Origin of the sequence: Actinoplanes regularis (assembly GCF_900188005.1) — a bacterium.
GTDB lineage: Bacteria > Actinomycetota > Actinomycetes > Mycobacteriales > Micromonosporaceae > Actinoplanes > Actinoplanes regularis.
Map to the genome: position 1 here is coordinate 156,408 of NZ_FZNR01000018.1, position 26,238 is coordinate 182,645.

24 protein-coding genes and 5 pseudogenes are annotated in these 26,238 nt (G+C 69.0%); 21 read left to right on the forward strand and 8 right to left on the reverse strand.

Annotated elements, in window-relative coordinates; translation table 11 throughout:
• Positions 1-21 precede the first annotated feature (21 nt).
• Together CHC09_RS34105 and CHC09_RS34110 are read right to left on the reverse strand one after the other, a co-directional pair.
• The gene (locus CHC09_RS34105) at positions 22-1,113 is read right to left on the reverse strand and encodes an IS630 family transposase (RefSeq protein ID WP_239138644.1); all 1,092 of its coding nucleotides are present in this window, start codon (positions 1,111-1,113) and stop codon (positions 22-24) included.
• 322 nt (positions 1,114-1,435) lie between these two features.
• Entirely contained in the window at positions 1,436-5,107 is a 3,672-nt protein-coding gene (locus CHC09_RS34110; RefSeq protein WP_143232761.1) for a hypothetical protein, read from the reverse strand.
• A gap of 147 nt (positions 5,108-5,254) precedes the next feature.
• Between CHC09_RS34110 and CHC09_RS46730 the strand changes: the two genes are divergently transcribed.
• From CHC09_RS46730 to CHC09_RS34120, 3 genes and pseudogenes are all read left to right on the forward strand, one after another.
• Entirely contained in the window at positions 5,255-5,395 is a 141-nt protein-coding gene (locus CHC09_RS46730) for a hypothetical protein (RefSeq protein WP_179277388.1), read from the forward strand.
• 113 nt (positions 5,396-5,508) lie between these two features.
• Positions 5,509-5,970 (forward strand): annotated as a pseudogene (locus CHC09_RS34115) (IS5 family transposase); the annotation flags it as partial.
• A gap of 88 nt (positions 5,971-6,058) precedes the next feature.
• Entirely contained in the window at positions 6,059-6,535 is a 477-nt protein-coding gene (locus CHC09_RS34120) for a hypothetical protein (protein ID WP_089297381.1), read from the forward strand.
• 137 nt (positions 6,536-6,672) lie between these two features.
• Here the strand turns inward: CHC09_RS34120 and CHC09_RS46735 are convergent, their stop codons facing one another.
• Positions 6,673-6,978: a sensor histidine kinase gene (locus CHC09_RS46735; protein ID WP_089297382.1), complete on the reverse strand. Its 306-nt coding sequence runs from the start codon at positions 6,976-6,978 to the stop codon at positions 6,673-6,675.
• Positions 6,953-7,132 (reverse strand): annotated as a pseudogene (locus CHC09_RS49035) (EAL domain-containing protein); the annotation flags it as partial. The pseudogene CHC09_RS49035 and the gene CHC09_RS46735, both read right to left, overlap by 26 nt.
• Before the next feature lie 335 nt (positions 7,133-7,467).
• Here CHC09_RS49035 and CHC09_RS48900 point away from each other — a divergent pair.
• From CHC09_RS48900 to CHC09_RS48055, 5 genes and pseudogenes are all read left to right on the forward strand, one after another.
• A pseudogene (locus CHC09_RS48900) lies at positions 7,468-7,560 on the forward strand (recombinase family protein); the annotation flags it as partial.
• A gap of 94 nt (positions 7,561-7,654) precedes the next feature.
• Entirely contained in the window at positions 7,655-8,068 is a 414-nt protein-coding gene (locus tag CHC09_RS48905; RefSeq protein ID WP_239138654.1) for a helix-turn-helix domain-containing protein, read from the forward strand.
• Positions 8,069-8,467: 399 nt separating this feature from the next.
• Complete coding sequence (locus CHC09_RS34140) at positions 8,468-9,010, forward strand: GNAT family N-acetyltransferase (RefSeq protein WP_203833277.1); 543 nt, start codon at positions 8,468-8,470, stop codon at positions 9,008-9,010.
• A 262-nt stretch (positions 9,011-9,272) separates the two neighbouring features.
• Positions 9,273-9,659 (forward strand): hypothetical protein, encoded by a 387-nt coding sequence (locus CHC09_RS48050; protein WP_239138646.1) that lies wholly within the window; start codon positions 9,273-9,275, stop codon positions 9,657-9,659.
• Between the two features lie 125 nt (positions 9,660-9,784).
• Positions 9,785-10,201, forward strand: a pseudogene (locus CHC09_RS48055) (transposase).
• On the opposite strand, the gene CHC09_RS47245 reads toward CHC09_RS48055, so the two are convergent.
• Positions 10,198-10,548 carry a hypothetical protein gene (locus tag CHC09_RS47245; protein WP_203833291.1) on the reverse strand — a complete coding sequence of 117 codons (351 nt, stop codon included), beginning with the start codon at positions 10,546-10,548 and terminating at the stop codon, positions 10,198-10,200. The pseudogene CHC09_RS48055 and the gene CHC09_RS47245 overlap by 4 nt on opposite strands.
• A 487-nt stretch (positions 10,549-11,035) precedes the next feature.
• On the opposite strand from CHC09_RS47245, the gene CHC09_RS34155 reads away from it, so the two are divergent.
• From CHC09_RS34155 to CHC09_RS46750, 3 genes are all read left to right on the forward strand, one after another.
• Positions 11,036-12,661, forward strand: coding sequence for a sensor domain-containing diguanylate cyclase (locus CHC09_RS34155; RefSeq protein WP_239138647.1), 1,626 nt, complete (start codon positions 11,036-11,038; stop codon positions 12,659-12,661).
• A 183-nt stretch (positions 12,662-12,844) separates the two neighbouring features.
• Positions 12,845-13,381, forward strand: a complete 537-nt coding sequence (locus CHC09_RS34160; protein ID WP_143232764.1) for a hypothetical protein — start codon at positions 12,845-12,847, stop codon at positions 13,379-13,381.
• 257 nt (positions 13,382-13,638) lie between these two features.
• Complete coding sequence (locus CHC09_RS46750) at positions 13,639-13,797, forward strand: hypothetical protein (RefSeq protein WP_179277405.1); 159 nt, start codon at positions 13,639-13,641, stop codon at positions 13,795-13,797.
• A 90-nt stretch (positions 13,798-13,887) separates the two neighbouring features.
• Here the strand turns inward: CHC09_RS46750 and CHC09_RS34165 are convergent, their stop codons facing one another.
• On the reverse strand, positions 13,888-14,394 hold the full coding sequence (locus tag CHC09_RS34165) for a DUF4240 domain-containing protein (RefSeq protein WP_089297385.1): 507 nt from the start codon (positions 14,392-14,394) through the stop codon (positions 13,888-13,890).
• 237 nt (positions 14,395-14,631) lie between these two features.
• The gene (locus CHC09_RS34170) at positions 14,632-15,513 is read right to left on the reverse strand and encodes a hypothetical protein (RefSeq protein ID WP_089297386.1); all 882 of its coding nucleotides are present in this window, start codon (positions 15,511-15,513) and stop codon (positions 14,632-14,634) included.
• A gap of 160 nt (positions 15,514-15,673) precedes the next feature.
• Between CHC09_RS34170 and CHC09_RS48060 the strand changes: the two genes are divergently transcribed.
• The 10 genes from CHC09_RS48060 (at position 15,674) to CHC09_RS34220 (ending at position 25,921) form a co-directional block, all read left to right on the forward strand.
• The gene (locus CHC09_RS48060) at positions 15,674-15,925 is read left to right on the forward strand and encodes a hypothetical protein (RefSeq protein ID WP_244911622.1); all 252 of its coding nucleotides are present in this window, start codon (positions 15,674-15,676) and stop codon (positions 15,923-15,925) included.
• Between the two features lie 632 nt (positions 15,926-16,557).
• Positions 16,558-17,439, forward strand: a complete 882-nt coding sequence (locus CHC09_RS46760) for an AfsA-related hotdog domain-containing protein (protein ID WP_203833278.1) — start codon at positions 16,558-16,560, stop codon at positions 17,437-17,439.
• Positions 17,436-18,077, forward strand: a complete 642-nt coding sequence (locus CHC09_RS34185) for a methyltransferase family protein (protein ID WP_089297388.1) — start codon at positions 17,436-17,438, stop codon at positions 18,075-18,077. The genes CHC09_RS46760 and CHC09_RS34185 overlap by 4 nt, the downstream gene beginning before the upstream one ends.
• Positions 18,078-18,080: 3 nt before the next feature.
• Positions 18,081-20,768, forward strand: a complete 2,688-nt coding sequence (locus tag CHC09_RS34190; RefSeq protein ID WP_089297389.1) for a PEP/pyruvate-binding domain-containing protein — start codon at positions 18,081-18,083, stop codon at positions 20,766-20,768.
• Between the two features lie 2 nt (positions 20,769-20,770).
• The gene (locus tag CHC09_RS34195) at positions 20,771-21,856 is read left to right on the forward strand and encodes a ketoacyl-ACP synthase III family protein (RefSeq protein WP_089297390.1); all 1,086 of its coding nucleotides are present in this window, start codon (positions 20,771-20,773) and stop codon (positions 21,854-21,856) included.
• Positions 21,853-22,248, forward strand: a complete 396-nt coding sequence (locus tag CHC09_RS34200) for a nuclear transport factor 2 family protein (protein ID WP_089297391.1) — start codon at positions 21,853-21,855, stop codon at positions 22,246-22,248. The genes CHC09_RS34195 and CHC09_RS34200 overlap by 4 nt, the downstream gene beginning before the upstream one ends.
• A complete protein-coding gene (locus CHC09_RS34205) occupies positions 22,245-23,492 on the forward strand; it encodes a cytochrome P450 (RefSeq protein WP_143232765.1) in 1,248 nt (415 codons plus the stop codon). Before CHC09_RS34200 ends, CHC09_RS34205 begins: the two co-directional genes overlap by 4 nt.
• Complete coding sequence (locus tag CHC09_RS34210) at positions 23,447-24,370, forward strand: UbiA prenyltransferase family protein (RefSeq protein ID WP_089297393.1); 924 nt, start codon at positions 23,447-23,449, stop codon at positions 24,368-24,370. Before CHC09_RS34205 ends, CHC09_RS34210 begins: the two co-directional genes overlap by 46 nt.
• Before the next feature lie 89 nt (positions 24,371-24,459).
• A complete protein-coding gene (locus CHC09_RS34215; protein ID WP_179277407.1) occupies positions 24,460-25,038 on the forward strand; it encodes a TetR/AcrR family transcriptional regulator in 579 nt (192 codons plus the stop codon).
• A 577-nt stretch (positions 25,039-25,615) separates the two neighbouring features.
• Entirely contained in the window at positions 25,616-25,921 is a 306-nt protein-coding gene (locus CHC09_RS34220; RefSeq protein ID WP_239138648.1) for a recombinase family protein, read from the forward strand.
• 215 nt (positions 25,922-26,136) lie between these two features.
• Here CHC09_RS34220 and CHC09_RS48065 read toward each other — a convergent pair.
• A pseudogene (locus CHC09_RS48065) lies at positions 26,137-26,238 on the reverse strand (MerR family DNA-binding transcriptional regulator); the annotation flags it as partial.

A 26,238-nucleotide genomic window follows, 5' to 3' on the forward strand; every position in this document is an offset into this window, starting at 1 on the left:
AGGACAATGTCTAGTGCCTCGTCATGCGGCCTTGAACGGGTAATCCGGGTGGCGGATCTTGGAGTTGGTCGCGTATCCGGTCTTGGGTCGGGCGCGCTGGTTGTGCCAGCGGATGTAGTTACCGATCGCGGTGTCTTGCTCGGCATGTGAGCGGTGGTCGGTGCCGTTGAGGGCGAAGTAGCGCAGCGCGGCGAACTCGGCTTCGATCCAGTTCAGCCAGGAGCTGTAGGTCGGCAGGAAGACCAACTCGATCTGGTTGGCCTGGCACCAGGCGCGGACGGTGGGGTGCTTGTACGCAGAGAAGTTGTCCAGGATCAGATGTAGCGTCTGTGCCGGCCAGCGGCGGCGCAGGCTCTTGAAGAAGGCGAGGAACTCGCCCGAGCGCTTCCGGTCCCGGATCCGGTAATGGATCTTCCCGGTGGCCAGGTCGAGGCTGGCGATCATGTGCCGGACACCCTGGTCACGGCGGTAGGTCGCCCGCAGCCGGACCGGCCGGCCTTGCGGTTTCCAGGCCTTACCCAGCCGTGGCTGCAGGTTCAGTGGTCCGAACTCGTCGACGCAGATGACCCGGCCGCCGGACGGCGGATGGTCGTAGAGATCGAGGATCCGGCGCATCTTGGTGGTGAAGTCCGGGTCGTTGCTGGCTTTCCACGTCTTCGACGCCTGCCAGGTGACGCCGCGCTCGTGCAGGATCCGGCGGACGGTCTCAACGCTGATCGTCTCCACCTGGCCAGTCTCGATCAGGTAGTCACGCAGCTTCGACAGCGACCAGCATGAGAAGGGCCGGCCCAGGAAACGGGGGTCACACCGGGCGATCACGCAGATCCAGTCGCGGGTCTGCTCACTGATCCTGTTCGGTGTGCCCCCTCTCCATTTTGGGTCCAGGGCGTCGAACCCCCGCTCGTTGAACGCGTGGATCACGTCGCGGACGTAGTCCTCGGTGGCCTTGAGCAGGTACGCGATGTCCGGCGCCGGCTGGCCCTGCGCCGACATCAGCACCACGATCGCCCGGCGCAGTTTGACCGGGTTCTTCGCGGTCCGCGTGATCTTCTGCAGCCGCTGGCCCTCGGGCATCGACAGCGCCCGCACAAATACTTCCGGGCGTCGGCCCACCCGGCACCACCTCCCACAAAGAGCGAGAGGGACAGCCTGCCCGAAGCGCAGTCAGAACCGACGGATTACACGGCCAACGTTCAAAGACAAGGCACTAGCCGGTTGAGCGCCGCCTGAACGCGCCGTTGCCCGGCGCGTATGGAAATTCGACCTTGCGAACCATCGCCTCGGCTCTATACGGTCTCCTAACTGATGATCTTGGGATGGACGTCCCGAGCATCGTTTATGCGCTGGGGATATCGATGAAGTCTGTCCGGCGGCCGACAGGTCGCCTCTTTGGCCTTGGCCGATGAGTCCGCGCAGTCGGGCAGGTATGGCCGCCTCACGAACGTTGGTTCCCCGACAACGCGCCTATATGCCGGTGCACCACCTGTGGCCAGTGCTTGCCTAACATCAACAACGACACTTTCCATGACGCCGCCGCCAATGCCCAAGCCAGAAGCCGCCCAGCGCGCGTTAGGTCGCCGGTGGTGGCGACGGTTTTGGCTACGGCGGTCAACGCTCGTGCCTGTTGGTCCGGCTCGGTGATGGAGCGGGCTATGGCCTCGGCTCGGCCCAGGTCGCCGGTGGCGGAGATTCTCTCGGTTACTGCGGCCAGCGCCCGTGCCTGTCGGTACGGCACGGTAATCGACAGGGCTATGGTCACGGCACGGTCCGGGTCGACGGTGGCTATCCCACTGGCGAGGTCGGCTAGCGCCCGGGCGCGCTGGTCCGGCTCGGTGATCGAGCGCGTTACTTTCACGGCGCGGTCGGGGTCAACGGTGGCTATCCCACTGACTACGTCGGCTAGCGCCTGTGCCTGCCGGTCCGGCTCGGTGATCGAGCGGGCTATGGCTTCGGCGCGGTCGGGGTCAACGGTGGCTATCCCACTGACTACGTCGGCTAGTGCCCGGGTCTGTCGATCTGGCGCGGTTATCGAGCGGGCTACGGTTTCGGCCTGATCAGCAAGGTGCCGGGCCTGGTCGAGGTCTCCGGTGGCGGCGATTGCCTCGGCCACTGCGACCAGTGTTTGCGCCTGATGGTACGAATCAGTGATCAGCCGGGCTGCGGTCTCGGCGTGATCGGCAAGGTGCCGGGCCCGATCGACATCTCCTGTACCGGCTACCACCTTGGCTACTGCGGTCAGTGCCTGGACTTGTAAGACCGGTTCGGTGATCGAGCGGGCTATGGCTCCGGCTCGGTCAGGTTCTCCAGCGCTGGCGAACGCCTGGGCTGCCTCGGTCAGCGCCTTGGCTTGAGGACTCGAGTCGGTAATCGAGCGCGCTATGGTCTCGCTCTGATCAGCAAGGTGCCGGGCCTGGACGAAGTCTCCCGTACCGGAGATCACCTTGGCTACTTCGGCTAATGCCTGTGCTCGACGATTCGGGTCGGCGATTGAGCGGGCCAGGACCCCGGCTCGGAGGAAGTCGCCGGCGATGGCGATCGCGTTGGCTGTTGCGGCCATGGCGGGCGTTCGGTAGTCCCCATCGGTGATCAGGCGGGCTACGGTTTCGGCCTGATCGGCAAGGCGCCGGGCATGATCGAGGTCTCCGGTGGCGGCGATCGCCGCGGCCACCGCGACCAGTGTGTCGGCTTGGTGGTACGGGTCGGTGATCAGGCGGGCTACGGTCTCGGCCCGATCGGCAAAGTGCCGGGCCCGGACGACGTCTCCCGTATGGGCACTCGCCTCTGCTACCTCGGCGAGCAACGCTCCCTGGTGGACCGGTTCGTCGATCAAGCTGGCTACGATCCCGGCTCGATCCAATTCTCCAGCGGTGACGAGGGCGTGGGCTGCCGTAGCAAGCGCCGCTTCCTGCAGCCCCGGAGATGTGATTGAGCGCGCGATGGTTTCGGCCTGATCAGCAAGGCGCCGGGCATGATCGAGGTCTCCCGTGTGGGCGATTGCTCTGGCAGCTTCCGCCAATATTTGGGTCTGCTCGAACGGGTTAGTGTTCGAGCGAGCCAACGTCTCGGCGTGAGCGGCGAAGCGTTTGGCCTGCTCACGGTCACCCGGCCCGGTGATCATCCTGGTTACTTTGGCCAGCGCATGCGCTCGTTCCGGCGGGTCGTCGATCGAGCTGGCTAAGGCCGCAGCGCGGGCGAGGCGTCCGGCGGCGACGTTGGCCGTGGCTACCGTGGTCAGTGCATGTGCGTGAGCCTCCGGCTCGATGACCGAGCGCGCGATGGTTTCGGCCTGATCAGCAAGGCGCCGGGCGTGATCGAAGTCGCCCATGCCGGCGATCACCCTGGCCACCTCGGCCAGCGCCAGGGCCCGCAGGAAAGGGTCGGTGATCGAGCTGGCAAGGGCTTCGGCCCGGGCACGTTGTCCAAGTGTGGTCAAGAGGACGGGCAGGTTGGCGGGAATGTGATCGTTGCGATCGGCGAGGTGGTTACGGCGGAGGCACAGCCGCAGCATCGCTTCGAGGTCAGGTCCCGGGCCGGCGAGTACAAGATTTTGGCAGGTCAAGATCTCGGCGAGAGCTGCGGCGTCGCCGCCGGTCGAATCGAGCATCCGGTCGTGGCGATCTGGGTCGGTGACCAGGTCTACCAGCCGGGAAATGTCGCCGTCGGTGCTGAGCATCCGGGAGTAGCCGAATAGTAGGTACTCCGGGGTGCCGTGCGGCCACGGCGAACCGTCGTGGCCGGGGTGGCGGTAGCGGTCTGCCCACACATGCAACCGACTGCGGTAGCCGGTCAGGCGGACTTCGCCGAGGTAGCGGCGGGCGGCGGCGTAAAGCTCCTCGTGACCGAGCAGATACACCACCAGTCCGCCTGCCGCGGCCAATTGCGTGGAGCGGCGGGTGAAGGTGCGCCCGGCCACGCTGTGCAGCACCTCCTCGATCTCGGTCAACCCGGCATCGGTCAGTTCGTGTAGATCGTCGCTGGACAGACCCCCTCGGGCCGCGGTCAGCAATCCGAGGAGGTCTTGTTCGATAGGGCTGCCCGTCAAGAGTCGTTTCAGCTCGGTCTGCCCTAGCCGTTGCAGGTCACGGGCGTGCGGGGAGCTGGGGAGTGGCCGGATGATGTCCGGATCGCGGAGCGGATGCCAGTCGGGCACGTCGTCGGGCACCGGCGGGTTAGGCCGTCCGGCCACGATAACCCGCATCCCGGCTGGCGGGGCACCGGGCAGTAGCGCGGCGATGCTGCGCGCGTACGGGCCGGTGGTGACTCCCCGGTCCTCGTCGAGGCCGTCGACCAGCAGCACCAGCCGCGTCCCCCGTCGCTGACAGCCCTCCGCAGCCTGGGCGATGAGGTCCAGCAGCCACGCCTCCCGCAACGACTCGTCGATCACCGCCGGTACTCGCTGACCGGTCAACGCGGCCAACTGTTCACCAACCACTGCGGTGAACGCCTGACGAGTGTCCTGTGCCGCGAACCGGGCGGTGATGAAGAATGCCACTACCTGGACCCGCGAGCGCACCATCTCGGGCGGATTCAGCACGAACGTCGACAACAACGCCGACTTGCCCGCCCATGGCGGCGCCTGCCACCACGCATACGTACCGACCTGTTCGTCGAGGCAGAACCCGGCCAGCCGCTGCAACTCCGTCTCACGGCTTATCAACGTGGGCGGAGCGATCTGGCGGATCTGCGCCAGATACGCCGACCGCGGCGACAACAACGGCGTCGGCACAGGCGGCTGCCGCGGTGAGCGCATCAACTGGATGACCTGCGCGGCGACGGAATGCTCATCCTGACCGCAGGCCCGCGCCAGCGTCCGGGCGACCGCCAGGACATCCTCCAAAGCCGCCGGGCCACCCTCAGAGATGATCCGGCGGATCAGGTCCTTCTTTGGCGAGCCGTCGAGGCGGTCGTCGTCGGCGATCCGATTCGCCAGGCTTTCCAGTGCGAGCCGACCTGATTTCTCGTGCAGGTCGTAAAGCAGCTCACGCACCTGCTGCTGGGGGCCGGCATCGAGCGCAGGGCGGGCCAGATTCCGCGGGCGGCGCACCCGGGCACGCCCGGCATCCGCCGCGAGTGGGCGGTGCACTGGTCGGAACTTATCGGCATCCATCGCCGACCGATGATGCCCCACCGCTCCCCCCGCCGTCTCCTTCCCGCCACCCGTCGGCACTCGGGTCGCCCTTTCGAGACGCCCGAGTCTGAGTACGCAAGCCGGCGCCGGCTCCACCTTCATCTCGACTCTCTCAGGGAGCATCCGATGACCCGATCTCCGCAGTGCCCCCGCGACCCCGAGCAGCGCCGCACCCGCATCGCCCTTGCCCTGATTACCGGCGCCCTTGCCGGCGCCACCCGCGCTCTTGCCGGCTGGCTCCTCGACCACCTAACCAACGCCAACTGACCGGCTCTGGGCGGCTATCCGCGCGGTACCGGCGGGAGCCCGCCCCTGCTGCTGACGCGGGCCGAAGATTACGGACGACTTCGAAAACCGGCAGTTGCTCGCGGATCACTGAGCGCGGCGGCCTGACCACCAAGACGCATCTGGCGTGCGAGCAAGGTCAGAAGGTCCTGGCGCTGGTCGTCACCGCCGGGCAGCGCGGCGACAGCCCGCAGTTCATCCCGGTCCTGCGCAAGGTCCGTGTCGCGCGGCTCGGTGGCGGAGCACCGCGTACCCGTCCCGATCTTGTCCTCGCGGACAAGGCCTACACGTCGAAAGGCAACCGCGCCCACCTGCGGTCTCGCGGTATCCGGGCATGTATTCCCAGCAAGAGCGACCAGGATGCCCACCGCAAAGCGAGAGGCTCCAAGGGCGGCCGCCTGCCGGCCTTCGATCCAGCCGTCTATCGACAGCGCCACGCCGTCGAGTGCGGTATCAACCGTCTCAAGCGCCACCGAGCCGTCGCGACCAGATACGACAAACTCGCCGTCCGCTACCAGGCAGTCCTCACCATCACCATCATCTGCGAGTGGCTATGACCAGTTATGAAACACGCCCTGGGTGGCATTGGGACAGGACCCGTTGGTCACCATTCGCGATGGCGAATGTGCGGTAAAGTGCCGCGCCATGGGATTCGATCTTGTGGTCTCGACCAGGCAGCGTCCGGCCGACCTTGCGACCCGATGGGAAGAAGCGCTCGCCGCACAGGGTCTTCAGGTCGAGATCTACCCCGGCTTCGACCTGGCTTCGTCGAAGGGTGGATTCGTTCCGTTCCGGCTGGACTCAGCGCCGAGGTCACTGATCGGCATGGACCTCACCGGGCCGAACGTTACCGGTTTCGAGCTGTACGCCGACAAGCGCGAGGTGACTCTCACGACCCGCTATCCACCGCTCATCGCCGAGGTCACTATGCAATGCCTGGGCGCGGCAACCCTCGCTGCCATCACTGGCGGCACCTATGAAGATCCGCAGCGGGGAGCGCGATACAAGGGACCGGACGCCATCGAGGCCGCGCTGGAACAGATAGCCAAGGTTGTCGCTTCCGCTAAGTCGTCCGCGTTCATCCAGCATCCGTTTCCGGGCTGGGCCGCTCTGGGGGTTTGACTCGGCATCGGATCCCCGGACGGTGGAGATCGGCGCGGTCCAAACTGGCGACTCATAGTCCTGCCATGCTCTTGTATAGACCGATCCCTGGGCCGTGGCTACCAGCCTGACCTGCAACGTCAGGCTGGAAAGCTCAGTCATAGGCCGCGGGGCAGTCGGATGGTGAAGGTGGTGGTGGCTTCATCCGATTCGCTGACGGCGAGAGTGCCATTGTGCTGTTCGGCGATGGCGCGGGCGAGGGTGAGGCCCAGGCCGCTGCCGGGGATGCCGCCGTGACGTATGGCGTCGTTGCGGTAGAACAGGTCGAAAATTTGTTCGCATTGGTCGGCGGGGATCCGTGGGGGGTCGGCCATGATCGCGCTGTCGGTGATCTCCAGCGTCAGCAGGGAGGCGGGACCCGGCCGAGCCCAGGACCGCTTGCGCCGTGTCGGGCAGCGTGACATCGAGTAGGCAGCGGGTCGAGATGTTGATGGAGATCGGCACCGCCTCTCCCGCACGAAACCACTGACCCGCCTGGTCGGCCGCGAGCCGCAGAACATGGCGGGTCATGTCATGGATCAGCCCGGTGCTCTCGATCAGCGGGACGAACTCCCGCACCCAGCAGTCCTTCGGTCGAGTGCTGCCAGCGCATCAGTGCCTCCACGCCATGAAGTCGGCCGTTCCCGACATCGACGAAGATCCCCGCAGCACCCCAACAACCCCGAGCCGCGCCGCACCCGGATCACCCTCGCCGTGATCACCGCCATCCTGGCGGGCGCCGCCCGCGCTCTGACCGGCTGGCTACTCGACCACCTGACCACCGGCAACTAACCAGCACCGGGGCGGGATCCCCGCTGTACCGCCAGGATCCCGCCTCTCCGTCCATACGTGCACAGGAGCACGGTCATCCGTGCAGAGGACTTCGGAAATCGAGACCCAAGCTCGACGAGCTGATCGCGTTCGTCCGCGACAGCGACACCGTCATCATGCACTCCATGAACCGGCTCGCTTACAACCTCGACGACCTGCGCCGGCTCGTGTGCAACCTGACCGGCAAGGGTGTCCGGGTGGAGTTCGTCAAGGAGTACCTGCCCCTCACCGACGAGCACTCCCCCGATGGCCAACCTCCGGCTCTCGGCCATGGGCGCCTTCGCCGAGTTCGAACGCGCCCTGATCCTCGAGCGCCAACGCGAGGGCATCGCCGCGGCCAAACAGCGCGGCTCCTACACCTGCCGCAAACCCGCCCTCACCACCGAGCAGGCCCAGCAGTTGCGCGAGCGGGCCGCCGCCGGCGAGAAGGAGTCCTCGCTGGCCAGGGAGTTCGGTATCAGCCGGAAGGCGGTCTACAGCTACCTGCGCCCGGCGGCCATCACCGGCTGCCCTACGCCGGCACACCCGATCCAGCTCGGCGGCAGCCGACCGGAACGGAGGCATACAAGGAACCGGTGCCAGAAGTCATCCCCGGACCGACTTCCGGAACGCCAGGTTGTGAAACGACTTCTGGAACGTCGTGCGGGGCAAGATCCTGCTGCTTGGAACCGCCGCTCCGCATGAACACATCGCGGAAGACCTGTTCCGCTTCCAAGAAAATGGAACGACAGCACCGAGCGCCTCGCCCAGGGCCGGCCATCGGCGCGACCCGCGTCCGGGCCGAGCACCGCCGTCGCCGCGTCACGTACGGCGTGGCGTAGTTGCCGCCACGAGTCGTCCGGGGTGGCGTCCAGGGTGATGCCGACCAGTCCGGCCAGGGCTGGCCCGGCCGAAAGCCGCCCCGCGAAAAGGTACCTTCACCAACATAACGCCGACGAGGTCGCCCAGCGGAGTCTACGATGGACTTGATATAGACACTGCAAATCCTTGCAGGTCAGGCGCACCTTTCCCTAATCGCCATCGAAGAGCCAGTTCCAGTCTGAACAGGGAGGCCGAGCCGTGCGCGAACCTCGCGTACATGACATGGTGGCGACTTGGACGTTCCGGCGGGTGACTACCGGCGACTTTCCGTTGCTCGCTCGCTGGCTGTCCTATCGACACGTCGCTCGGTGGTGGAACCATGAGTGGTCCCCTGACGCGGTGGAGCGTGACTTCGGGCCGTCGGCACGCGGTGAGGAGCCGAACGAGGACTGGCTGGCGTTGCTGGCCGGACGCCCGGTCGGATTGTTGCAGCGTTGCTGGTGGAGTGACTATCCGCAGTATCTGGCCGAGATGACGCCCGTCTACCTGCCACCGCCGGGGGCCGTCAGCGTCGATTACCTCATCGGTGAGCCAGGGGACGTGGGGCGTGGCCTAGGCCCCTCGATGATCGCGGCCTTCACCACCCATACCTGGTCTGAGCTACCGCAGTCGTCATGTGTCGTGGTGCCGGTTGTTGCGGCGAACCGGGCGTCTTGGCGGGCCTTGGAGAAGGCGGGGTTTGTGCCAGTCGCCGAGGGCGAGTTGGAACCGGACAACCCGATCGACGACCGCTGGCACCGGGTGTTGCGGCTCGACCGCCCGTGAAGCCAGGCGGTCGCGGCGGGACCGACCGGTGCCCGCCCGGCCACACCGGCTAAGCAACCATCCCCACGCGATGTCCTCCGCCACGCGCGCTGGCGATTCACCGACCGGGGGCTGGCGGCTGGCGGCCGGCGGCCGGCGGCCGGAGAAACATAAGCACGGCCGGCCTGATGCGACCCGGTAAGCGCTCCAGAACCTCGTCCGGCGCCACGAAGTCGCAGGTACCCGCTGGCGGCGGGCCAGCGTGCGGGTCGCCGGTCGGCAGATGAACCCGGCCGCACGCCCCGATCGAGGTCGCCAGATAGACCAGGACAGTGCCGCGGTACCGGCGCCCACCTCACCGCGCTTCGACCTGCCGGACGCCGAGCGTAGCTTCGCCGACCGCAACGCTGGCCACGATGCCGACTACGCTTCGATGCGGCTGGTGAACTGGCTGGTCACTACGGTGTGCGGCGTGCCCGTGCTGGCCAGCGGCGGTCCCGTCGCCCGCAACCAGTTCGTGCGCCGATGCGCGGCAGGCGACATCCCACCGGACGCGCCGGCGCCCGCTGCGGAGATCGTCGGCCGACACGCCCCGGCCGCCGCCCGGATGAACGACTTCTGCTGGCGCCTGTTCGACGGCGATCTTCACGCGGAGTATCCAGGCCCATAAACCCCTGCAAAGATGCAGACAACGCGCTCTCATCGGCTAGATCCGTGCACTCGTCGGACGAGCGGCCGCTGTGCCGGCAGGCTGGCCGGGTTGCCGTTGCCGCGGGCGGCCGCCCGGTGCTGGCGGTGGACGTCTCGCCGTGGCTGCGCCCCGACGGTTCCTGTAGTCCGCAGCGCTCGTTCTGCCACACCTACGGTCGGGGCGCAAGGACGAGCACCGGATGATCCCGGGCTGGCCGTACTCGTTCGTCGCCGCGTTGGAGACTGGCCGGCCCGTCTGGACCGCGCTGATGGACGCGGTGCGGTTGCCGCCAGCAGCGGATTTCACCGCGATCACCCTGCGCGCAGATCCGCCAGCTCGTCGATGGCCTCATCGCCACAGGGCAGTGGAAGCCCGGAGACCGCGAGATCATGATCGTGTTGGACGCCGGCCACGAGGCGCCGCGGATCACCTGGCTGCTACGTGACCTGCGGATGGAGATCCTCGGCCGGATGCGCTCGGACCGGGTGCTGCGCCGCTCGACTCCGCCGCGGGTGTATTAGCCGCAGCGCGGCGACCGGCCAAGCACCGCGGCGAGTTCGTCCTCGGCGACCCGGCCATCTGGGGTGCCGAGCACTCGGTCACGGTCACCGAGACCCGCCTCTCCGGCCAGGCGCCAGCCCAGGCGTGGGACCGGCTGCACCCGCGTCTGACCCGCCGCGCCGCGTGGGACGGCCACGACGAGCCGCTGCCGATCATCGCCGGGACCGTGATCTGGTTGACCCTCGACCGGATGCCCGTTCGTGGTGGCCCGTAGCCGGCGTGGTGGTGATCCAAGATCGACGCCACCGCCGCTACCGATGGCGACCGTTGCTGGCAGGCGTTCCTGCGCCGCTTCGATATCGAACACACCTTCCGCCTGCTCAAACAGACACTGGGCTGGACCGCCCCCGAAGCTACGTGACCCTGACGCGGCCGACCGATGGACCTGGCTGGTACTGGCCGCGCATACTCAACAGCGCCTCGCCCGGCCTCTCGCGCAGGGACCTACGCCGGCCCGGGCACGACCGATGGCACCAGTTCGGGTACGGCGAGGGTTTCGGAACCTCCGTGCGACCAGCGGCTCGCCAGCGCATGCACTGAAACCGAGCCGACCCGATCCCAGACGGCCACCCGGCTCCCGCAACCGGCACAGCGACCCGTCACGACATGGGACTCATACTAATTACCGGCCAGGCGCATCAACGGCCTACCCATCACAAGAAGGGCACCAAACCCCGCCGTACGGATTGAAGAACAAGATCAGCTCGGTTCGTCCGGGTCGCATCGGGTGCCCCGTTGTAGGCCCGAATGCTTCAGCCGGGCGGCTCGCGACCGATCTGTCGGCCATGGTGCGAATGGCTGTCCGGTCGAACTGGCGACGCTGGACCGGCATCGCTCTCGTCCTGATCGTCGCCATGATCGGGACCGCCGCATCGTGGGCTGCCCAGCGCACCTACGAACAGCGCAGCGCCGCCCACGTCATGGACCTCGACACCAACGACCTCAGCCAGGCGATCAACACCGAGATCCAACGGTACGGCGACATGCTCACCGACGTAGCGGTCGCCATCGGGGCCCAACGCGACCTCACTGCCGCGGACTTCGCCTGGATCACCAACACGGTCAGCAACCGCCGGCTGCCCGGCGCGACCTCACTCGACCTGGTCGAGGACACAACCGATGCCGGTGTCGCCGACCTGCAGTCCTACTGGCGGCGGCGGGGCGCGCAGGACCTGACGCTGAAACCGGCCACCACCGCCGACGGCCAGCACGCGTTCACCATCCTCAGACGCTCGTTCGACGGCCGACACCGGGAGGCCGGCACGGATCAGTTCGGTGTTCCCGAGGCGGCCGAAGCCTTGCGGGACTCCCGGTCCTACGGTGGCTTCGCGGTCAGCCGCGCGTACGTGCTGCTGACCGACCGCACCCTGCCGGTCTCACAGCAGCAACTCTCGTTCCGGCTCGCGGTGCCGGTGTACCGCACCGGCAACCAATTCCGCGGCTGGCTCACGATGGGCGTACACGGCCACGACCTGCTGACCACGACGCTGCAGGCACAGACGCACGGCGCGACAGCCGCCGATCTTTTCGAGTCGAACGGCGCCCGCGTACAGACGGTCGCCGCCGCCTCCGCCAACCGGGCCCGAAGCTACCCGCGGTCGCTGGACCGGATCAGGCGCATCACCATCGGTGAACGCACCTGGACACTCAAGGCGTACCCGACCGAGGCGCTGCTCCACGAGAGCCGGGAGGGTATCGCCGGCACCACGTTCCGGGTGGCCATGACGATCAACGCGTTGCTCACCCTGATCGTCGGGTTGCTGGCCAGCGCGCGGAACCGGGCGATGAGCAAAGTCGACGCCGCGACCGCCGCCCTGCGCGACGACATCGAACGCCGCGAGCAGGTCGAGACACGATTGCGCGAACGCGAGCTGGAACTGCAACGGATGGTGCTGCACGACCCGCTGACCGGCCTGACCAACCGAGCCGGGCTCGATGCCCGCCTCGCCGAGCTGGTCGGCCAGGACACGCGCATCGCGTTGCTGCTCATCGACCTGGACGGCTTCAAACTGGTCAACGATGTGTACGGGCATGCCGCCGGTGACACGATGCTGACCGAGTTCGGCCGGATCCTGCGTGCCGGCGTAGGTACCGGCGATGTGGTGGCCCGTCTCGGCGGCGACGAGTTCGTCGTGCTGATCACCGAAACGCCCGACGAGGCGAACGCGGTCGCCACCGCCGAACGAATCCTGGCCGGTGCGGCCGCGGCACCGGTGCTTCTGGGCGACGACGACCAGATCACCGTCCGGGCCAGCATCGGCGTCGCGACCGGCCGCCTCGCCGACACCCCGCAGGAACTGATGCGCCGCGCCGACATCGCCATGTACCACGCCAAGCACCTGGGCAAGAACGGCGTACAGGTGCACGACACAGCCCTGACCAACCAGGACACGGAACACCCCCACCCGTCGAAGATCTAGAAACGCGGTCCACGGACCGGTTCCGCCATATCGAAACCGGCTTCAGGGCCGACCACAGGCGTCCCCGCCCTGCCTCGGACAACACCGAGGAACGGACACCGCCGCAACCGCTTAGCACTCAAACGGCGAACCGCAGCACCCGATCAGTCAAGCGTCAACGCCTTATGACCGCCGAGGAAGCCCATGCCTCCCGTGCCCCGGTTCCGGCGCCGCAGGGTCAGCCTGATCGCGGCCGCTACCGCCGCGCTGGTCATGGCCATCGCCGCCGCGGTAACACTGACCGCCAGCCCCGCGGCAGCCGCCTGGCAGACGTTACCCGGCACACCGACCGCCAACTGCGTGCTGAAGAACAGCAAGAACAACACCTACCGAGCGGTCTACGGCTACACCGCCACCAAGGCGGCCACCATCCCAGCCGGCGACAACAACCGCCTCTACCTGCTCGGCGGCAGGACCCAGAACACCACAGCCACGGTGACCACCGACTTCGAGCCGGGCATCCACCCGGCCACCTTCGCCACCGACTGGATCACCAGCGACACCACAGTGCTCTGGTGGGTCGGCGGCCAAGTTGCCACCGCCACCTGGAACACGTCATCCTGCGGCAACAACATCACCCTGCCAGCCGCCGGCAACGGCGCCGGCCCGCTGGTCGCGCTGCTGGTCGCCGGTGTCGTGGCCATGTTCGTACTCTGGCGCAACCGTCGAAAGGCGGCCTGAACCCTCAGGGTACGCAGCGTACTGGCGCTCGGGGCGCACCTCGACGGCCTCGAGTACGGCTGCAACGGCGCACCCGCGCCGGGCCGCCGGACCACAGCGATCATCGCGGTCACCGACTTTCGACCAACAAATCCTCGGTCCATCACGACCGGAAGCCTTACAGCTTTTTGGACGGGTGTGCCCTGCGCCAGCCACCGCCGCCTACATCCGCCGGGTAATGGGCTGTTAACCGGTACATCGCCCGTAGCCTCGGGCCCATGATCACGACCGGTCGGCGCGCGACACCTGACTGCTGGAAGCCGGTGTTCTACCGGCTCGACCTCGGGCTGGGGATGCCCAGGGTGCCGAACAGGCTGGTCCCCGATCAAGGTGCCGAAATCAGCCCGGACATCAAGCCACACTCCGTAGATCCCTGACCAGTTGACGGACGGCGGATCAGTGCGCGTTTCTAGCCCCTGACCTGTCGATCACGCAGGCTACGGCACTCGGGTAATCGACGAGAGAATCTAACCGAGGACGGCGTCGAGGCGCGGCAGCCGGCGGCGTCTCTCCTCCTTGTCGTCGCGGTCCCAGAACGCGCTCAGCTGCGGGTAGTCCGCGGTGTCCGTTGGCGCCTGGCCGGTCCGGTCCCAGTAGACGCTGTCCGCCACCCCGAACATGTCCTCAGCCTCGAGATCCAGCCCCTCCCGCACCGCGGGCACGTCGGCGAGGGTGTCCGGATCGGCCACCGCACGCTCGAACACGTCGCGCCCCTGCGCCATTAGCCAGCCCCGGAAATACTCGAACCCGTCGTCCGAGCAACCGCCGTTGATCAGATAGGCAGCACCCCACAGATCCACCCGGTAGGACCGCGCCCGCAACTCCCACTCCGCACGCGCCAGCGCGGCGACCTCGCCCAGAGGCATCTCATCGAGCAGCTCCCGTGCCCGCCGCCCCACCGAATCTGCATCCGTCGGATCTACCGCCGAAACCCGCGCTGCTTCCACCAGCTCCCAGAACCTCTGAACACTCATCCCCTTTACGGTACGGACGTGCGGAGGCACCCATGCCACCCCGCGAGCTCGTGTCGCAACGCTCCCGCTACAACTGCATCCAGAGCTGCCGCAGACGACGCGCTCCGCTCTCAGCGGATCGCCATAGGTGGTGATGAGCCCACAAAAACTGAGCCAGAGTGTTGAGCGACAGGTTGATGGGCTCTGGCTCACTCTTGGTGGACTCGCCACGGATGGTGACGAGCCGCCGAGCGCGGGTCAATCAAAGTAGACATCGTCCATGTCGTGGAGATTCAGGTCGTGCCCGGCCAGAAACGCCTCGGCGTCGGCCTGCCGGTCACGCGCTTGCAGGCTCCGCACCACGATCAGGCAGGCCTCCCAGAAATAGAGGCCATTCGCGTCAGCGGCCCAGGGCTCGGCCAGCTCCTCGGCGTCAGCGTGGCGGCCCAGCATCAGCAGCGCCCACGCTTCCCGCAGGCGCAGGACGGCATGATCGCCCGGGTGCCGCCGGGCCCGATCCAGCGATGCCCGCGGCTGGCCACTTTCGGCTTCGAGCCGGCACAGCTCGGCCTGCACGGCGGGCAGCGACCTTTCCGGCACCAGGCCGGCTTTGATCAGTTCGTCCAGCCGGGAGACCAGCGGCCATGATCCGGGTGGCAGGCCGCGGCTCAGCACGCCAAGCAGCACACGCGTCTCCGCATCCTTGTCGCCCGCATCCCGGTAGAGGTCGGCGGCCTCCAGCAGCATGGCGGCACCGTGCTCCTGGCTGTTGATTTCGGCCGCCCTTTCCAGCAGAGCGGCCCGGGACGGCAGCGCTGGCGGGAGCGAGGGCGCGGACAGCAACTCGTCCAGCAGGTCCCGAATTTCCTGCCGGTGTCCGGCGACATGGGAGTAGAGCCCGGCCAGTAGATAGCGGGCGGTCATCGCGTCGTCGGCGAGCCCGGCCCGGGTCAGGTCGCGTCGTGCCTGCTCGGCGGACTCGATGGCATCACCCCAGTGCCCGGCGTCGCTCAGCCGCAACGCCACCTTCAGGCGCAGCCGCGCCGCACCGGCGGCGTCGCGAGCGGCAGTCCGCTCGGCGATCGCACGGACCAAGGCGTCGACGGCGGCCCGGCTCGGATCCCCGGTAGGTTCGTGCATCTGATCATTGTCTGGCCCCCTGCTGAGCGCCACCTCAGCGCACCCACGTGGAAGCAATTGCCGGACTCCGGCCAACTGCCGAGTACGCACTCAGCTCGGTTGGAAACGTGCACCGGTGGGTCGACCATCACTCCGGTCGGTACTTATGGAGAGTGACTTGATGCGCGTGCTCACTGGTAGGGACGAGCTTGATGCGGTTGACCTGGCCTTCGACGGCGCCGGAGCTGTAGGGCAGGGTGAGTCCGGCAGTGACCGCGACGTGGTCACGGCCCAGACTGGCCACGAGGGTGTGCAGGGCAGGCAGGTCATCGGCTTCCACGGCGTGCAGCCGCGCTCGGCCGTCAGCCGGCGCAGGATGGCGATCGTCTCCGGGTCCTTCGAGTCGTCACCGACGATGACGACTTTGTTCTGATAGGACACCCGCTCACACGCCGCAACGGTGCCGGCGATGACCTCGCGCTCGTTGAACGAGACGACGACGACCGCGACCCGGGCGTCGGGCGAGGGGCTCACCGTGGGCGGACGGCGCCGGGACAGCGCCGCGAACGCATAGGCGTAGTTGTATGCGGCGAAGAAGCCGAAGTAGAACAGCAGAGGGCGGGCACGGTCAGTAACGGCATGTCGACTACCACGTGCCGCGACGGTACGTGAAAAGGTTTACGGGCGCGTGCCCGAGCCCCGGCGAGCGGGGCGCCGGCGAGTACGGCGCCGGCTCCGCGATGGGGTGCCGTGGCGTCGCGCCGGACGCCGGAGCCTCCGGGTGCGCCTGGCTGCCGCGGTCCGTACGCAGGACGACGTGCGGGTTTCGCCGATCCGCCCGGCCTGGGCGGGCCTCCGGACCCACCCCACCCGGGTGCATCGATCTCACTAGATGGAACCGCGGGTGTAAGAGTGATCATAGTCTATCGAACTATGACGGTCGGTCCACCTACATTGAGTCGAGCGCACCGCCCCGCCGAAGAGGTCCTGTACCTCGACCGCTGGTCCCGCAAGACCAGCCGACCGACATTCAGACTCGCCGATCAAGGACGTGAGGTGCCCGCGATGAAGCAGCGCAGTCCGGCGACAGCGTTGAGGGACGACGCACCACCCGGTTTGCTCGGCCCAGTCGACCGGCTGCCCGGCACAGGTGACCGGATGGCCCGCCTGCGTGTCGACCAGAGCGATCCGTTCTACTTCGATCACCCCCTCGACCATGTGCCCGGCATGCTGCTCGTGTGCGGCATGGTCGAGCTGGCACGCACCTGCGCCGACGACGATTATGACGGCCGGGTCCGGGGTGCCATGACCTTCCGGAACGTCTGCGAGCTCGATCCGGCCCCCACGCTGCTGCTCTCCGGCGGTACCGAGCGGGGCGACGTCCAGATCATCCAGGACTCGGTGACCGTCGCCGACGGCTGGTTCGAGTTCTCCCCCGCGGCCGACGTGCCCGGGCGCGACTGCCGGATCGAGGCGAGCCGGTCGGTGCCGGCGAGCGCGGCCCTGGTGCACCGGGCCCGCGACGAAAACATCATGATCGGCGATCCCTGGCACAGCGGCGGGTATGTCAACGCCCTGGTCCTGCCGCCGCCGCGAGAGCACCGCCTCGCCGGGCACCGACCCGGCATGCACGCGGCCGAGCACCTCCTCGAGGCCGGCCGGCAGTTCTCGACCTGGCTGCCGCACCGCATCGCCCGCTGGCCGCTGGACGCCTGCATGCTCTGGATCGGAGTGACCGCGGACCTGCCCGTCCGGCTGCCGCGCTCGCTCGCGGTGGCACTGCGCTGGCGGGAGGCGCCGATCACAAGCGCAAAGGCCAAGTTCCACCTCGATCTGGTACCCGCCGACGGCCAGGGCCCGGCGCTCGGATCGCTGCGATTCGCCAGCAAGACGCTCAGCCCCGCCGAATATGCCCGGTTCCGGGACAACAGGAGGACCACCTCATGAACCAACGCGTAGTCGTCGCGGGCTTGCGTGCGCTGTTGCCGACCACGGTTGCCCTGTTCGTCGTGGCGATCGTCGCCCATGCCGCCCAGGCGAACCGGCCGCCGCATCTGGTCGCCGCGCTGCTCTGCGGCGTATATCTGCTGTGGATCCTGGTCGAAGCCCGGATCACCGTGCGTCACCCGGCGCAGGAGTCCGCCGAGAACAACACCCTGCTGCCGTACGCGCTGACCCGGGCCGGCGTCGGCGTCTCCGCCGCGCTGTGGCCGCTGCGGTGGGACCGGCTGTCGGTGTGGATGGCCGTGCCGATCGCGCTGTTCATCGGCGCCGTGACGCTGCGGCTGGTGGCCATCAGGACGCTGGGCCGGTTCTACTCCCACCACGTCGTCCGCTACTCGGACCACTCGATCGTGACCACCGGCCCGTACCGGTTGGTGCGGCACCCCGCGTACACCGGGATGCTGCTGGCCAACGCCGGATTCGTGGCCTTCTTCGTCAACCCGCTCAGCGCCGTGCTGCTCGTGGCGCTGTGCGCGGTGGTGATCTGGCGGATCGGCGTCGAGGAACGGGTGCTGCTGGACGTTCCCGGCTACGGCACCTACTCCCGCGGACGCGCGCGTCTGCTGCCGGGAGTGTGGTAGGCCATGCAGCTCGTTCTCGACGGACCCGGACTGGCCGACCCGACTCTCGTGGGACACAAGTTCGCCCGGCAGGACCGGATGCGCGAGGCCGGACTCCCGGTACCCCGCTTCTACTGCCTGACCGGGCAGGCGTTCGCGGACCTGACGCCGGCCGCCACGCCGTTTCCCGGGCCGCGCGCCGACACCGGGGAGCTCGTCGCCTGGGCGAGCGCCAACCGCGATCGGATCCGCGCCGGCGTCGTACCCGCCGGGCTTGCCGATCAGGTGCTGACCGCGTTCGACGCGCTTGCCGGAGCCGGCGGCCTCGTCGCCGTCCGGGCCTGCGTGGTCGCGACCGCCGACGGGGCCGGTGAGGACGGCGCCGGCGACCCGTTCGCCGGCCTGTCCGACAGCTACCTGTACGTCAGCCGCGACGCCGTGCTGGCCCGCGTCGTGGACTGCTGGGCCTCCGCGTACAACCCCGAGGCGGTCCTCTACCGGGTACGGCGTGGCCTCGACCCGACCACCGCCCGGGTCGCGGTCGGCGTGCAGCGCATGATGCTGGGCACGCGGTCGTTCGTCGCCTTCACCCGCGACCCGCGCACCGGGGCCGATCGCCGGGTGATCGCCGCCGCGCACGGTATCGGGGAAGGAATCGTGCAGGAGAAGGCCGACATCGACCACTTCTTCGTGGACGGAGCGACCGGGGCGATCGAGGTCGACGCCGGGGCCAAGGCCACGATGGTCGGCCTCGATCCGCAGCGGCCCGGCGCCGGACCGGTCTCGCTGCCGGTGCCCGCGGACCGTGCGCAGGAGCCGGTGCTCAGCTCCGCGGAGGTGCGCGAGGTGTGCGCGCTGGCCGGCACCGTGGAGAAGCTGTTCGGCGGGCCGCAGGACATCGAGGGGACCATCACCGCGGACGGGACGATCCACCTCGTACAGGCGAGGCCCGCGGTCCTGGAGCAACAGCCGGACGGCACGGAGGTGCCCTGGACCAATCACAACCTCACCGAGAGCTTCCCCGGGCTGACCAGCACACTGACCTACTCCCAGGCGTGCGTCTTCTACCAGATGGGGTTCACCGACTTCTACCGGCGCATGGGCGTGAGCGACCGGTCGTTGCGCGGCAACCGGCACCACCTGAGCCGGATGATCGGCCACCTGGACGGCCAGGTGTACTACCGGCTGGACGCGTGGTTCGCGCTGCACGGACAGATTCCCGGGTTCGACCTGATGCGTCCGCTGTGGGAACGCTCGCTCGGGCTCACCGAACGCACCGGCATGCCCCGCGATCGCGCCGGCCGGCCGTGGCTGCGCGTGCTCCGATCGGCGCCGCGACTCGCGTGGCTGTTCGCCAGGCAGCCGCGGGAGACCCGCTCGTTCCTGCGGTGGTGGGACGCGTTCGTCGCCGACTCGGCATCACTCGACGGCCACCCCACCGAAGAGCTGATCGTCCGGTACCGGCACATGTGGGCCGAAGCCGAACGACGGTGGGGCACCACGATGGTGAACAGCTACTTCGGCCTGGCCGTGCTGGCGCTGGCCACGGTGCTGCTGACCCGCTGGACCCGCGACGGTGCGGCACTGCTGCCCCCGCTCGTGTCCGGTGGCAGACCCAACCGGACGCTCGAGTCGGTCCGCTCGGCGATCGCGCTCGCGGAGCTGGCCGGCGGGCAGCCGGCGCTGCGCCGGGCGGTGCTGGAGCAGCCCGAACGCGAGGTCTGGGGCGACATCACGGCCGGCCGGTACGGCGCCGAGGTCGCCGGGGCCTTCGCCCGGCACCTGGCCCGCTTCGGCGACCGCGCGCTGCACGACCTGAAGCTGGAGGTGGTCACGCCCCGCCAGCAGCCCTGGATGATCCTGTCCACGTTGCGCCCGTTCGTCGCCCAGGGGCTGACCGTCGCCGGCAGCGTCGCCGACGAGCGGCGTGCCTCGGCCGAGGCACGGCGTACGCTACGCGAGACCTGCCCGAATCCGGCGCGCCGGGCGGTCGTCGGCCTCCTCGTCGCGTCCCTGCGGTTCTTCGTGAAGGCCCGGGAGGACACCCGGTTCTGCCGCAGCCAGCTGTACGGGATCTCCCGCGACGTGCTCTGGCGGCTGGCCGACCAGCTGGTCGCCGCCGGGTTGCTGGACGAGGCCGGCGACGTGGCACACCTGCGGGTGGAGGAGGTGCTCGGCGCCTTCGACGGCACCCTGCCCGACGCCGGCCTGCGCGACCTGGCGCTGCGGCGCAAGGCCGAGCTGTCCGCCGCGGCCGACAAGCCGGGACTGCCCGCCTACTTCACCACCCGGGCCGGGGTGCCCGTCAGCATCGCGCTGGCGTCACGCCACGACGCCGGTACGCCCGAGACGACCGCGACCGACGGCGTCCTGCGCGGGCTGGCCTCGAGCAACGGCCGGGTCCGCGGCCGGGCCCGGGTCGTGCGCGACGCCGCGATACCCCCGCAGTCCTGCGCGGACCGGATCCTGGTCGCCAGAGAGACCGACCCGGGCTGGTTGCCGCTGATGATGGTCGCCAGGGGAATGGTCGTCGAACGCGGCAGCCTGGTCTCACATACCGCGATCACCGGCCGGCTGCTGGGCATCCCCACCGTGGTCGCGGTCGCCGGCGCCAGCACTGTGATCGCGGACGGCGCACCCCTGGAGATCGACGGCGGCACCGGGACGGTCCGCCTGCTGTCCGAAGCCGAGTTCGAAGCATCCGTGGAGTAGCCATGCGCATCGAGAACCTGTACCTGGCCGGATTGGGCAACTACGTACCTGAGCCGTTCCCGGCGCACCAAGCGGTCGCCGAGGGCCGGTACGACGAGCAGGACTGGAAGAACGGCGGCTGGAGCGGCGCGGCGGTGGCGGGCAACATCTCGGCACCCGAGATGGCGGTCATCGCGGCGAACCAGGCGCTGGCGCGCTCGGGCCACACCAGTGACGACATCGCTCTGCTGCTGCACGCCTCGGTCGGCGATCAGGGCCCGGACGGCTGGTCGCCGCACCACTACATCCTGCGGCACACGGTCGGCGGCACGATCCCGGCCATGGAGGTCCGGCAGGGCTGCAACGGCGTGCTGGCGAGCATGGAACTGGCACACGGCTACCTGACCGGAGGTCCGGGCCGGGTCGCCGCGCTCGTCACCGGGGCGGACAACTTCGGTGTCCAGCGGTTCGACCGGTGGCGCTACGCGTCCGGGACGAACATCAGCCGCGGCTCGATCATCGGCGACGCCGCGACCGCCGTCGTCCTGTCCACCCGGGACGGATTCGCCCGGGTCAAGGCGATGAGCTCCGCGTCGCTGCCCGAGCTGGAGCAGATGAACCGCCCGGACGGCCCGCTGTTCCCACCGGCGCTCACCTTCGATCGGCCGGTGGACGTGGCCAGCCGGCTGACCGATTTCACCCGGCGCTTCCCGGAGGCGGCGGTCGCGGCCAAGAAGTCGCTGGCCGAAGCCCGCACGGAGCTCGCCCTGCGCACCATCGCCGACGCCGGCATCACCCCCGCGGACGTCGCCCGCAGCACCCACGTGTTCTCCGGGGGCGAAGGGTACATCCGCAGCGTCCTGCAGCCGATCGGCATCGACCCGTCCCGGGGCATGCTCGAGCTCGGGCGCGGCCTGGGCCATCTGTCGGTCAGCGATCACCTGGTCGCCCTGACCCATCTCGTGAAGTCGCACCAGGTCGGCCCGGGCGATCACGTCCTCATGATCAGCAACGGGGTGGGTGTCTCCCTCGCGGCCGCGGTCGTCGAGGTCACCGCCCTGCCCGCCTGGGCGACCGGAGCGCCCGACGAGCTCAAGGAGACGGTATGAACGTCAGTCGATGGATCGACGACCTCGAGGCCGGCTGGCACCACCGCGATCCCGCGGCGATCGCCGCGCTGTTCACCGAGCAGGCCTCGTACCATCAGGGGCCGTTCGGGCCTCCGCACGTCGGCCAGGAGGCGATCGCCGCACACTGGGCGGCGACGCTGTCGCGGCAGAAGGACCCGGTCGTCTGGTTCGGCACCCCGGTCGGGGACGCCGGCCGCGCCTGCGTCGAGTGGTGGTGCATCCTGCACGACCCCGCCACCGGTACGCCCCGGACGGCCGCGGGCTGCCTGGTGCTGCGGTTCGCGGACGACGGCCGCTGCGCCGAGTTCCGCGAATACTGGCACGGGGCGCAGGAGACCGCGACGGCACCGGCCGCGGGGTGGATCCGGTGAGCGTGCGACCCGAGCAGGCGGCCCCCTCGACCGGCGCGTGCCCGCACTACCCGTTCCCCGATCAGCCCGGCATCGACCTCGCACCGCAGTACGCGGACCTGTTCGCGGCCGAGCCGCTCGTTCCCGTGCAACTACCCGGTGGCCGGCAGGCGCTGCTGGTCACCAGGTACGCCGATGTCAAGACCGTGCTGGCCGACCCGAGATTCAGCCGGGAGGCCTGGCGCAACGGCACCCTGTTCGCCCGGGAGTCCACCGCGCTGGCCCTGGCCACCAGCGACGCACCCACGCACACCCGGCGGCGGCGCGCGGTCCAGCCCTGGTTCACCCACCGCAGCGCGGAACGGGCCCGGCCCCGCGTCGCCGCCATCGCACGGCGTCTGCTGGACGACATCACCGCGGCGGAGTCCACCGTCGACCTGATCGCCGCCTTCACCACTCCCCTGCCGTACCAGGTGATCTGCGAACTGCTCGGGATCCCCGCCGGCGACCTCGACCGGCTGCTGCCCTGGGTGACGGTGATGATGTCGGCGGGCCGGTTCCCCGCCGACGAGGTGACGGCCGCTCATCAGGCCATGCACGAGTACTTCTTCGACCAGCTGGCGGCGCGCGAACGGGCGATGGAGGCGGGCGTCGTCGGCGACGACCTGCTCACCGCCCTTCTGACGGCGCCGGAGGAGACCCGGCTCAGCACCCAGGAGATCGCGGTCTTCGGGTTCGGCCTGCTGATGGCGGGCGGCGAGACGACCGCATCGCACCTGGCGATGTGTGTGTTGCAGCTGCTCCTCCGGCCGGACCTGGCCGACTCCCTGCGCCGGGACCCGGCGGCGATCGCCCCGTTCGTCGAGGAGATGCTGCGCTGGGTGTGGTTCGCCGGCACCGGGGGGCAACCGCACGTCGCCGTCGCGGAGGTAGAGCTGTCCGGCACGATCATCGGCGCGGGCCAGGTCGTCGTCCCCCTCACCGACGCGGCGAACCGGGACCCGGAGGTCTTCGCCGACAGCGGCGAGCTCCGCCCCGGCCGCACGCCGAATCCGCACCTGGGCCTGGGCCACGGACGGCACATGTGCCTCGGCGCCGCGCACGCCCGCGTGGAGCTGCAGGAGGGGGTTGCCGCGATCCTGCCGCACCTCGACCGGATGGAGCTCGCGGTGGACGAAGCTCAGCTCGACTGGCGCACCCAGATGTTCATGCGCGGGCTGTGGACGCTGCCGGTGCGGTGGCGCGGGACGGCGGCGAGCTCATGATCGCCCGCTGGGCCCGCTTCGTCGCCGGCAGCTACCCGCCACTGCCCTCGGCGCTGTTCGCCGTCGCCTGGGCCTACGGCGTCACGGGGCTGTTCGCCGCCGTCGACCCGCGGGCGCCACACTGGAGACCGGACGCCGGCACCGCCGTCGCCGCGCTGACCCTCGCGATCAACCTGCTGCTCATGCGGGCGCTGGACGACATCCGGGACCTCGACTACGACCGCCGGCTCAGCCCGGACCGCCCGCTGGCCGGCGGCGCCGTGCGGACCGGCGACCTGCTCGTGCTGTACGCGGCCGGCACCACAGCGCTGCTGCTCCTCAACGTCGGCACCCCGGCGGCCATGGGGATCCTCGCCTCGCAGCTCGGCTACGGCGTGCTGGTCGTGGCCGTCCATCAACGGCTGCGCTGGCCTTCCGGCGACAACCTCGTGCTGAGCCTGCTGGTGAGCTTCCCGGCGCAGTTGCTGCTGCACCTGTACCTGTACGCCGGCTACCTGCACGGCACCGGCCTCGGCCCGAGCCGCGACGCGCTGCCCGCGATCGGCATCGTCGTGCTCGCCTCGGTCCACCTGGAACTGGCGAAGAAGATCACTCGAGCCCCGCAGCCGGGTGAGCGCACCTACGTCAACGTATTCGGGCTCGCCGGCACGACGACCGTCGCGCTGGTCGCACCGGTGATCTCGGCCGTGCTGCTGTTCGTCCTGGCGGAGCGAGCGGGTGGGGCATGGGCGCTGCTGGCCGTCGTACCCCTGGCGCTGCCCTTCACGGCCGGATGGCGGTTCGTCAGGTCGGCGTCTCCCCGGTGGCCGACCGCGTCGCCCGCGCTGTACCTTCTGCTTACATTCGCTGGCTACTTCGTGCTCGGGCTGCGGCCGTGACGTGATCACGCCGCGGAGCGAGACCAGGGTGCCGCCGCTCGCGGCGTCCTCACAGGACCCTGGAACGAAGGCAGTTAGGGAGGAGAACCGTGCCAAAGTCCGACACCCGGGCACGAATCATCGCCAGTGCCCGCACGCTGTTGCGCAGGCACGGGTACCACGCCACCGGACTCGCTCAGATCATCAAGCACAGCGGCGCGCCGCGCGGGTCGGTCTACTTCCTCTTCCCCGGCGGGAAGGAGCAGATGGCCGTGGCGGCGATCTCCGAGTGGACCGTCGAGTTCGACCAGCTCATCCGCGAACTCAGCACCGAGCACGGCACCGCCCGCGCCTGGGTGGAGGCCATGGCCGACCACTTCGCGAACGATCTGCGGGCCTCCGACTACACCGAGGGCCTGCCGATCACCACCATCACCCTGGATTCGGTACCCACCTCGGCGGGGCTGACCGTCGCCTGCCGCAACGCGTACGACGTCTGGCTGACCGCCCTGATCGACGGGCTGGTGACGTACGGTGAGGACGCCGGACGAGCGGACCGGCTGGCCAAGCTGATGATGGCGAGCCTGGAGGGTGCGGCGGTACTCTGCCGCGCGTACCAGTCGACGGCACCCCTGGAGCAGATCGTCCCCTTCGTGCTCGACCAGTTGCCGGCCGGAACAGCGGTGTGACGGCGCGGGCCTGGTCGGCGACCACCGTCAGCGGGGAGCGGGCAGCCCTCCGATGAGAGGTGTGCCGCGGTCACGCCGCGGCACACCTCGTTAGAACGGCTGTCCGCACACCTTCCACTGCCCATCCTCCTTGACGATCGTGAACGTGTGTGCCGGTCGACAAAACCAGTGTCGAGAGTCAGCTTCGCGGTGACGGTCGCGGATCCTCTGCCGTTGAAGTCCGATACGTTCACGCTCACGAATTTTGTGTGGGCGAAACAAACTCCAGCATGGATGTTCCAGCTTTAGTCGGCTCGGCGCTGGATGCCATGCTGAGCGCTGTGGCCGCCTGCTGGCCATGCTGCCGAAGATCCCGGATCCCACTCGACCGGAAGCTGATGGGATCACCCCCGCGCAGGCGGGATCCCCTCCTGAAGACCGCGCCGGCCAAGGCCACCGCGTGCCCCCGCGCAGGCGGGGGTGGTCCCAGGACGGCCTGACCGCGGTTCGCGGCCCCGAGGTGCTCCCCGCGCAGGCAAAGGCGTCCGGGTCGAGTTCGTCGAAGAGAGCCTGACCTTTCGCCGGCGAGGACTCACCGATGGCCAACCTCCTGCTCTCGGTCTTGGGCGTCTTCGCCGAGTTCGAACGCGCCCTGAGCCTCGAACGCCAGCGCGAGGGCATCGCCGTGGCCAAGCAGCGCGGCATCTACACCGGTCGCAAACCCGTACTCACCCCCGATCAGACGACCCGGCTCCGCGAACGCGTCGCCGCCGGCGAACGCAAGGCCGACCTGGCCCGCGAGTACGGCATCAGCCGCGAGACCGTCTACAGCTACCTGCGTGCGGAGACGGCTGCGAACTGCGGGGCCGGCGCATCCCCGGCCTACCTGCGCGCCAGCCAGTGACCGGGCCCGGCACGGCACGCCAGGAGTGGCGCGAGTTCCGGGCCGCGCTGGGCGAACTGTGGCGGGAGCTGCGTGCCGACCCGCAGCCGCTGCCAGTGCTCTACCTGGACTGTGACGGCTGCGGGCGCGAACATCAGTGCCGGAACGCCCGACTGACCCGAGTCGGCAGGCACGGTCCCTCTCGTGGCGGAGAAGGACCGCGTGCGGGCGGTGAATCAGGCAGATTCCGCTGGCCGGTGGCGCTGGAGGTCCTGATTGTGCTGGAGGGCTTCCTCGAGCTGGTCTTCGAGGATGATGATCCGGCAGGCGGCTTCCAG

Excerpts from the sequence above, each read along its gene's own strand:
- CHC09_RS34110 (WP_143232761.1), bottom strand. The coding sequence starts at position 5,107 with ATGGATGCCGATAAGTTCCGACCAGTGCACCGCCCACTCGCGGCGGAT.
- CHC09_RS46730 (WP_179277388.1), top strand. The coding sequence starts at position 5,255 with ATGACCCGATCTCCGCAGTGCCCCCGCGACCCCGAGCAGCGCCGCACC.
- CHC09_RS34120 (WP_089297381.1), top strand. The coding sequence starts at position 6,059 with ATGGGATTCGATCTTGTGGTCTCGACCAGGCAGCGTCCGGCCGACCTT.
- CHC09_RS46735 (WP_089297382.1), bottom strand. The coding sequence starts at position 6,978 with ATGTCACGCTGCCCGACACGGCGCAAGCGGTCCTGGGCTCGGCCGGGT.
- CHC09_RS48905 (WP_239138654.1), top strand. The coding sequence starts at position 7,655 with ATGGGCGCCTTCGCCGAGTTCGAACGCGCCCTGATCCTCGAGCGCCAA.
- CHC09_RS34140 (WP_203833277.1), top strand. The coding sequence starts at position 8,468 with ATGGTGGCGACTTGGACGTTCCGGCGGGTGACTACCGGCGACTTTCCG.
- CHC09_RS48050 (WP_239138646.1), top strand. The coding sequence starts at position 9,273 with ATGAACCCGGCCGCACGCCCCGATCGAGGTCGCCAGATAGACCAGGAC.
- CHC09_RS34155 (WP_239138647.1), top strand. The coding sequence starts at position 11,036 with ATGGCTGTCCGGTCGAACTGGCGACGCTGGACCGGCATCGCTCTCGTC.
- CHC09_RS34160 (WP_143232764.1), top strand. The coding sequence starts at position 12,845 with ATGCCTCCCGTGCCCCGGTTCCGGCGCCGCAGGGTCAGCCTGATCGCG.
- CHC09_RS46750 (WP_179277405.1), top strand. The coding sequence starts at position 13,639 with ATGATCACGACCGGTCGGCGCGCGACACCTGACTGCTGGAAGCCGGTG.
- CHC09_RS34165 (WP_089297385.1), bottom strand. The coding sequence starts at position 14,394 with ATGAGTGTTCAGAGGTTCTGGGAGCTGGTGGAAGCAGCGCGGGTTTCG.
- CHC09_RS34170 (WP_089297386.1), bottom strand. The coding sequence starts at position 15,513 with ATGCACGAACCTACCGGGGATCCGAGCCGGGCCGCCGTCGACGCCTTG.
- CHC09_RS48060 (WP_244911622.1), top strand. The coding sequence starts at position 15,674 with ATGCGCGTGCTCACTGGTAGGGACGAGCTTGATGCGGTTGACCTGGCC.
- CHC09_RS46760 (WP_203833278.1), top strand. The coding sequence starts at position 16,558 with ATGAAGCAGCGCAGTCCGGCGACAGCGTTGAGGGACGACGCACCACCC.
- CHC09_RS34185 (WP_089297388.1), top strand. The coding sequence starts at position 17,436 with ATGAACCAACGCGTAGTCGTCGCGGGCTTGCGTGCGCTGTTGCCGACC.
- CHC09_RS34190 (WP_089297389.1), top strand. The coding sequence starts at position 18,081 with ATGCAGCTCGTTCTCGACGGACCCGGACTGGCCGACCCGACTCTCGTG.
- CHC09_RS34195 (WP_089297390.1), top strand. The coding sequence starts at position 20,771 with ATGCGCATCGAGAACCTGTACCTGGCCGGATTGGGCAACTACGTACCT.
- CHC09_RS34200 (WP_089297391.1), top strand. The coding sequence starts at position 21,853 with ATGAACGTCAGTCGATGGATCGACGACCTCGAGGCCGGCTGGCACCAC.
- CHC09_RS34220 (WP_239138648.1), top strand. The coding sequence starts at position 25,616 with ATGGCCAACCTCCTGCTCTCGGTCTTGGGCGTCTTCGCCGAGTTCGAA.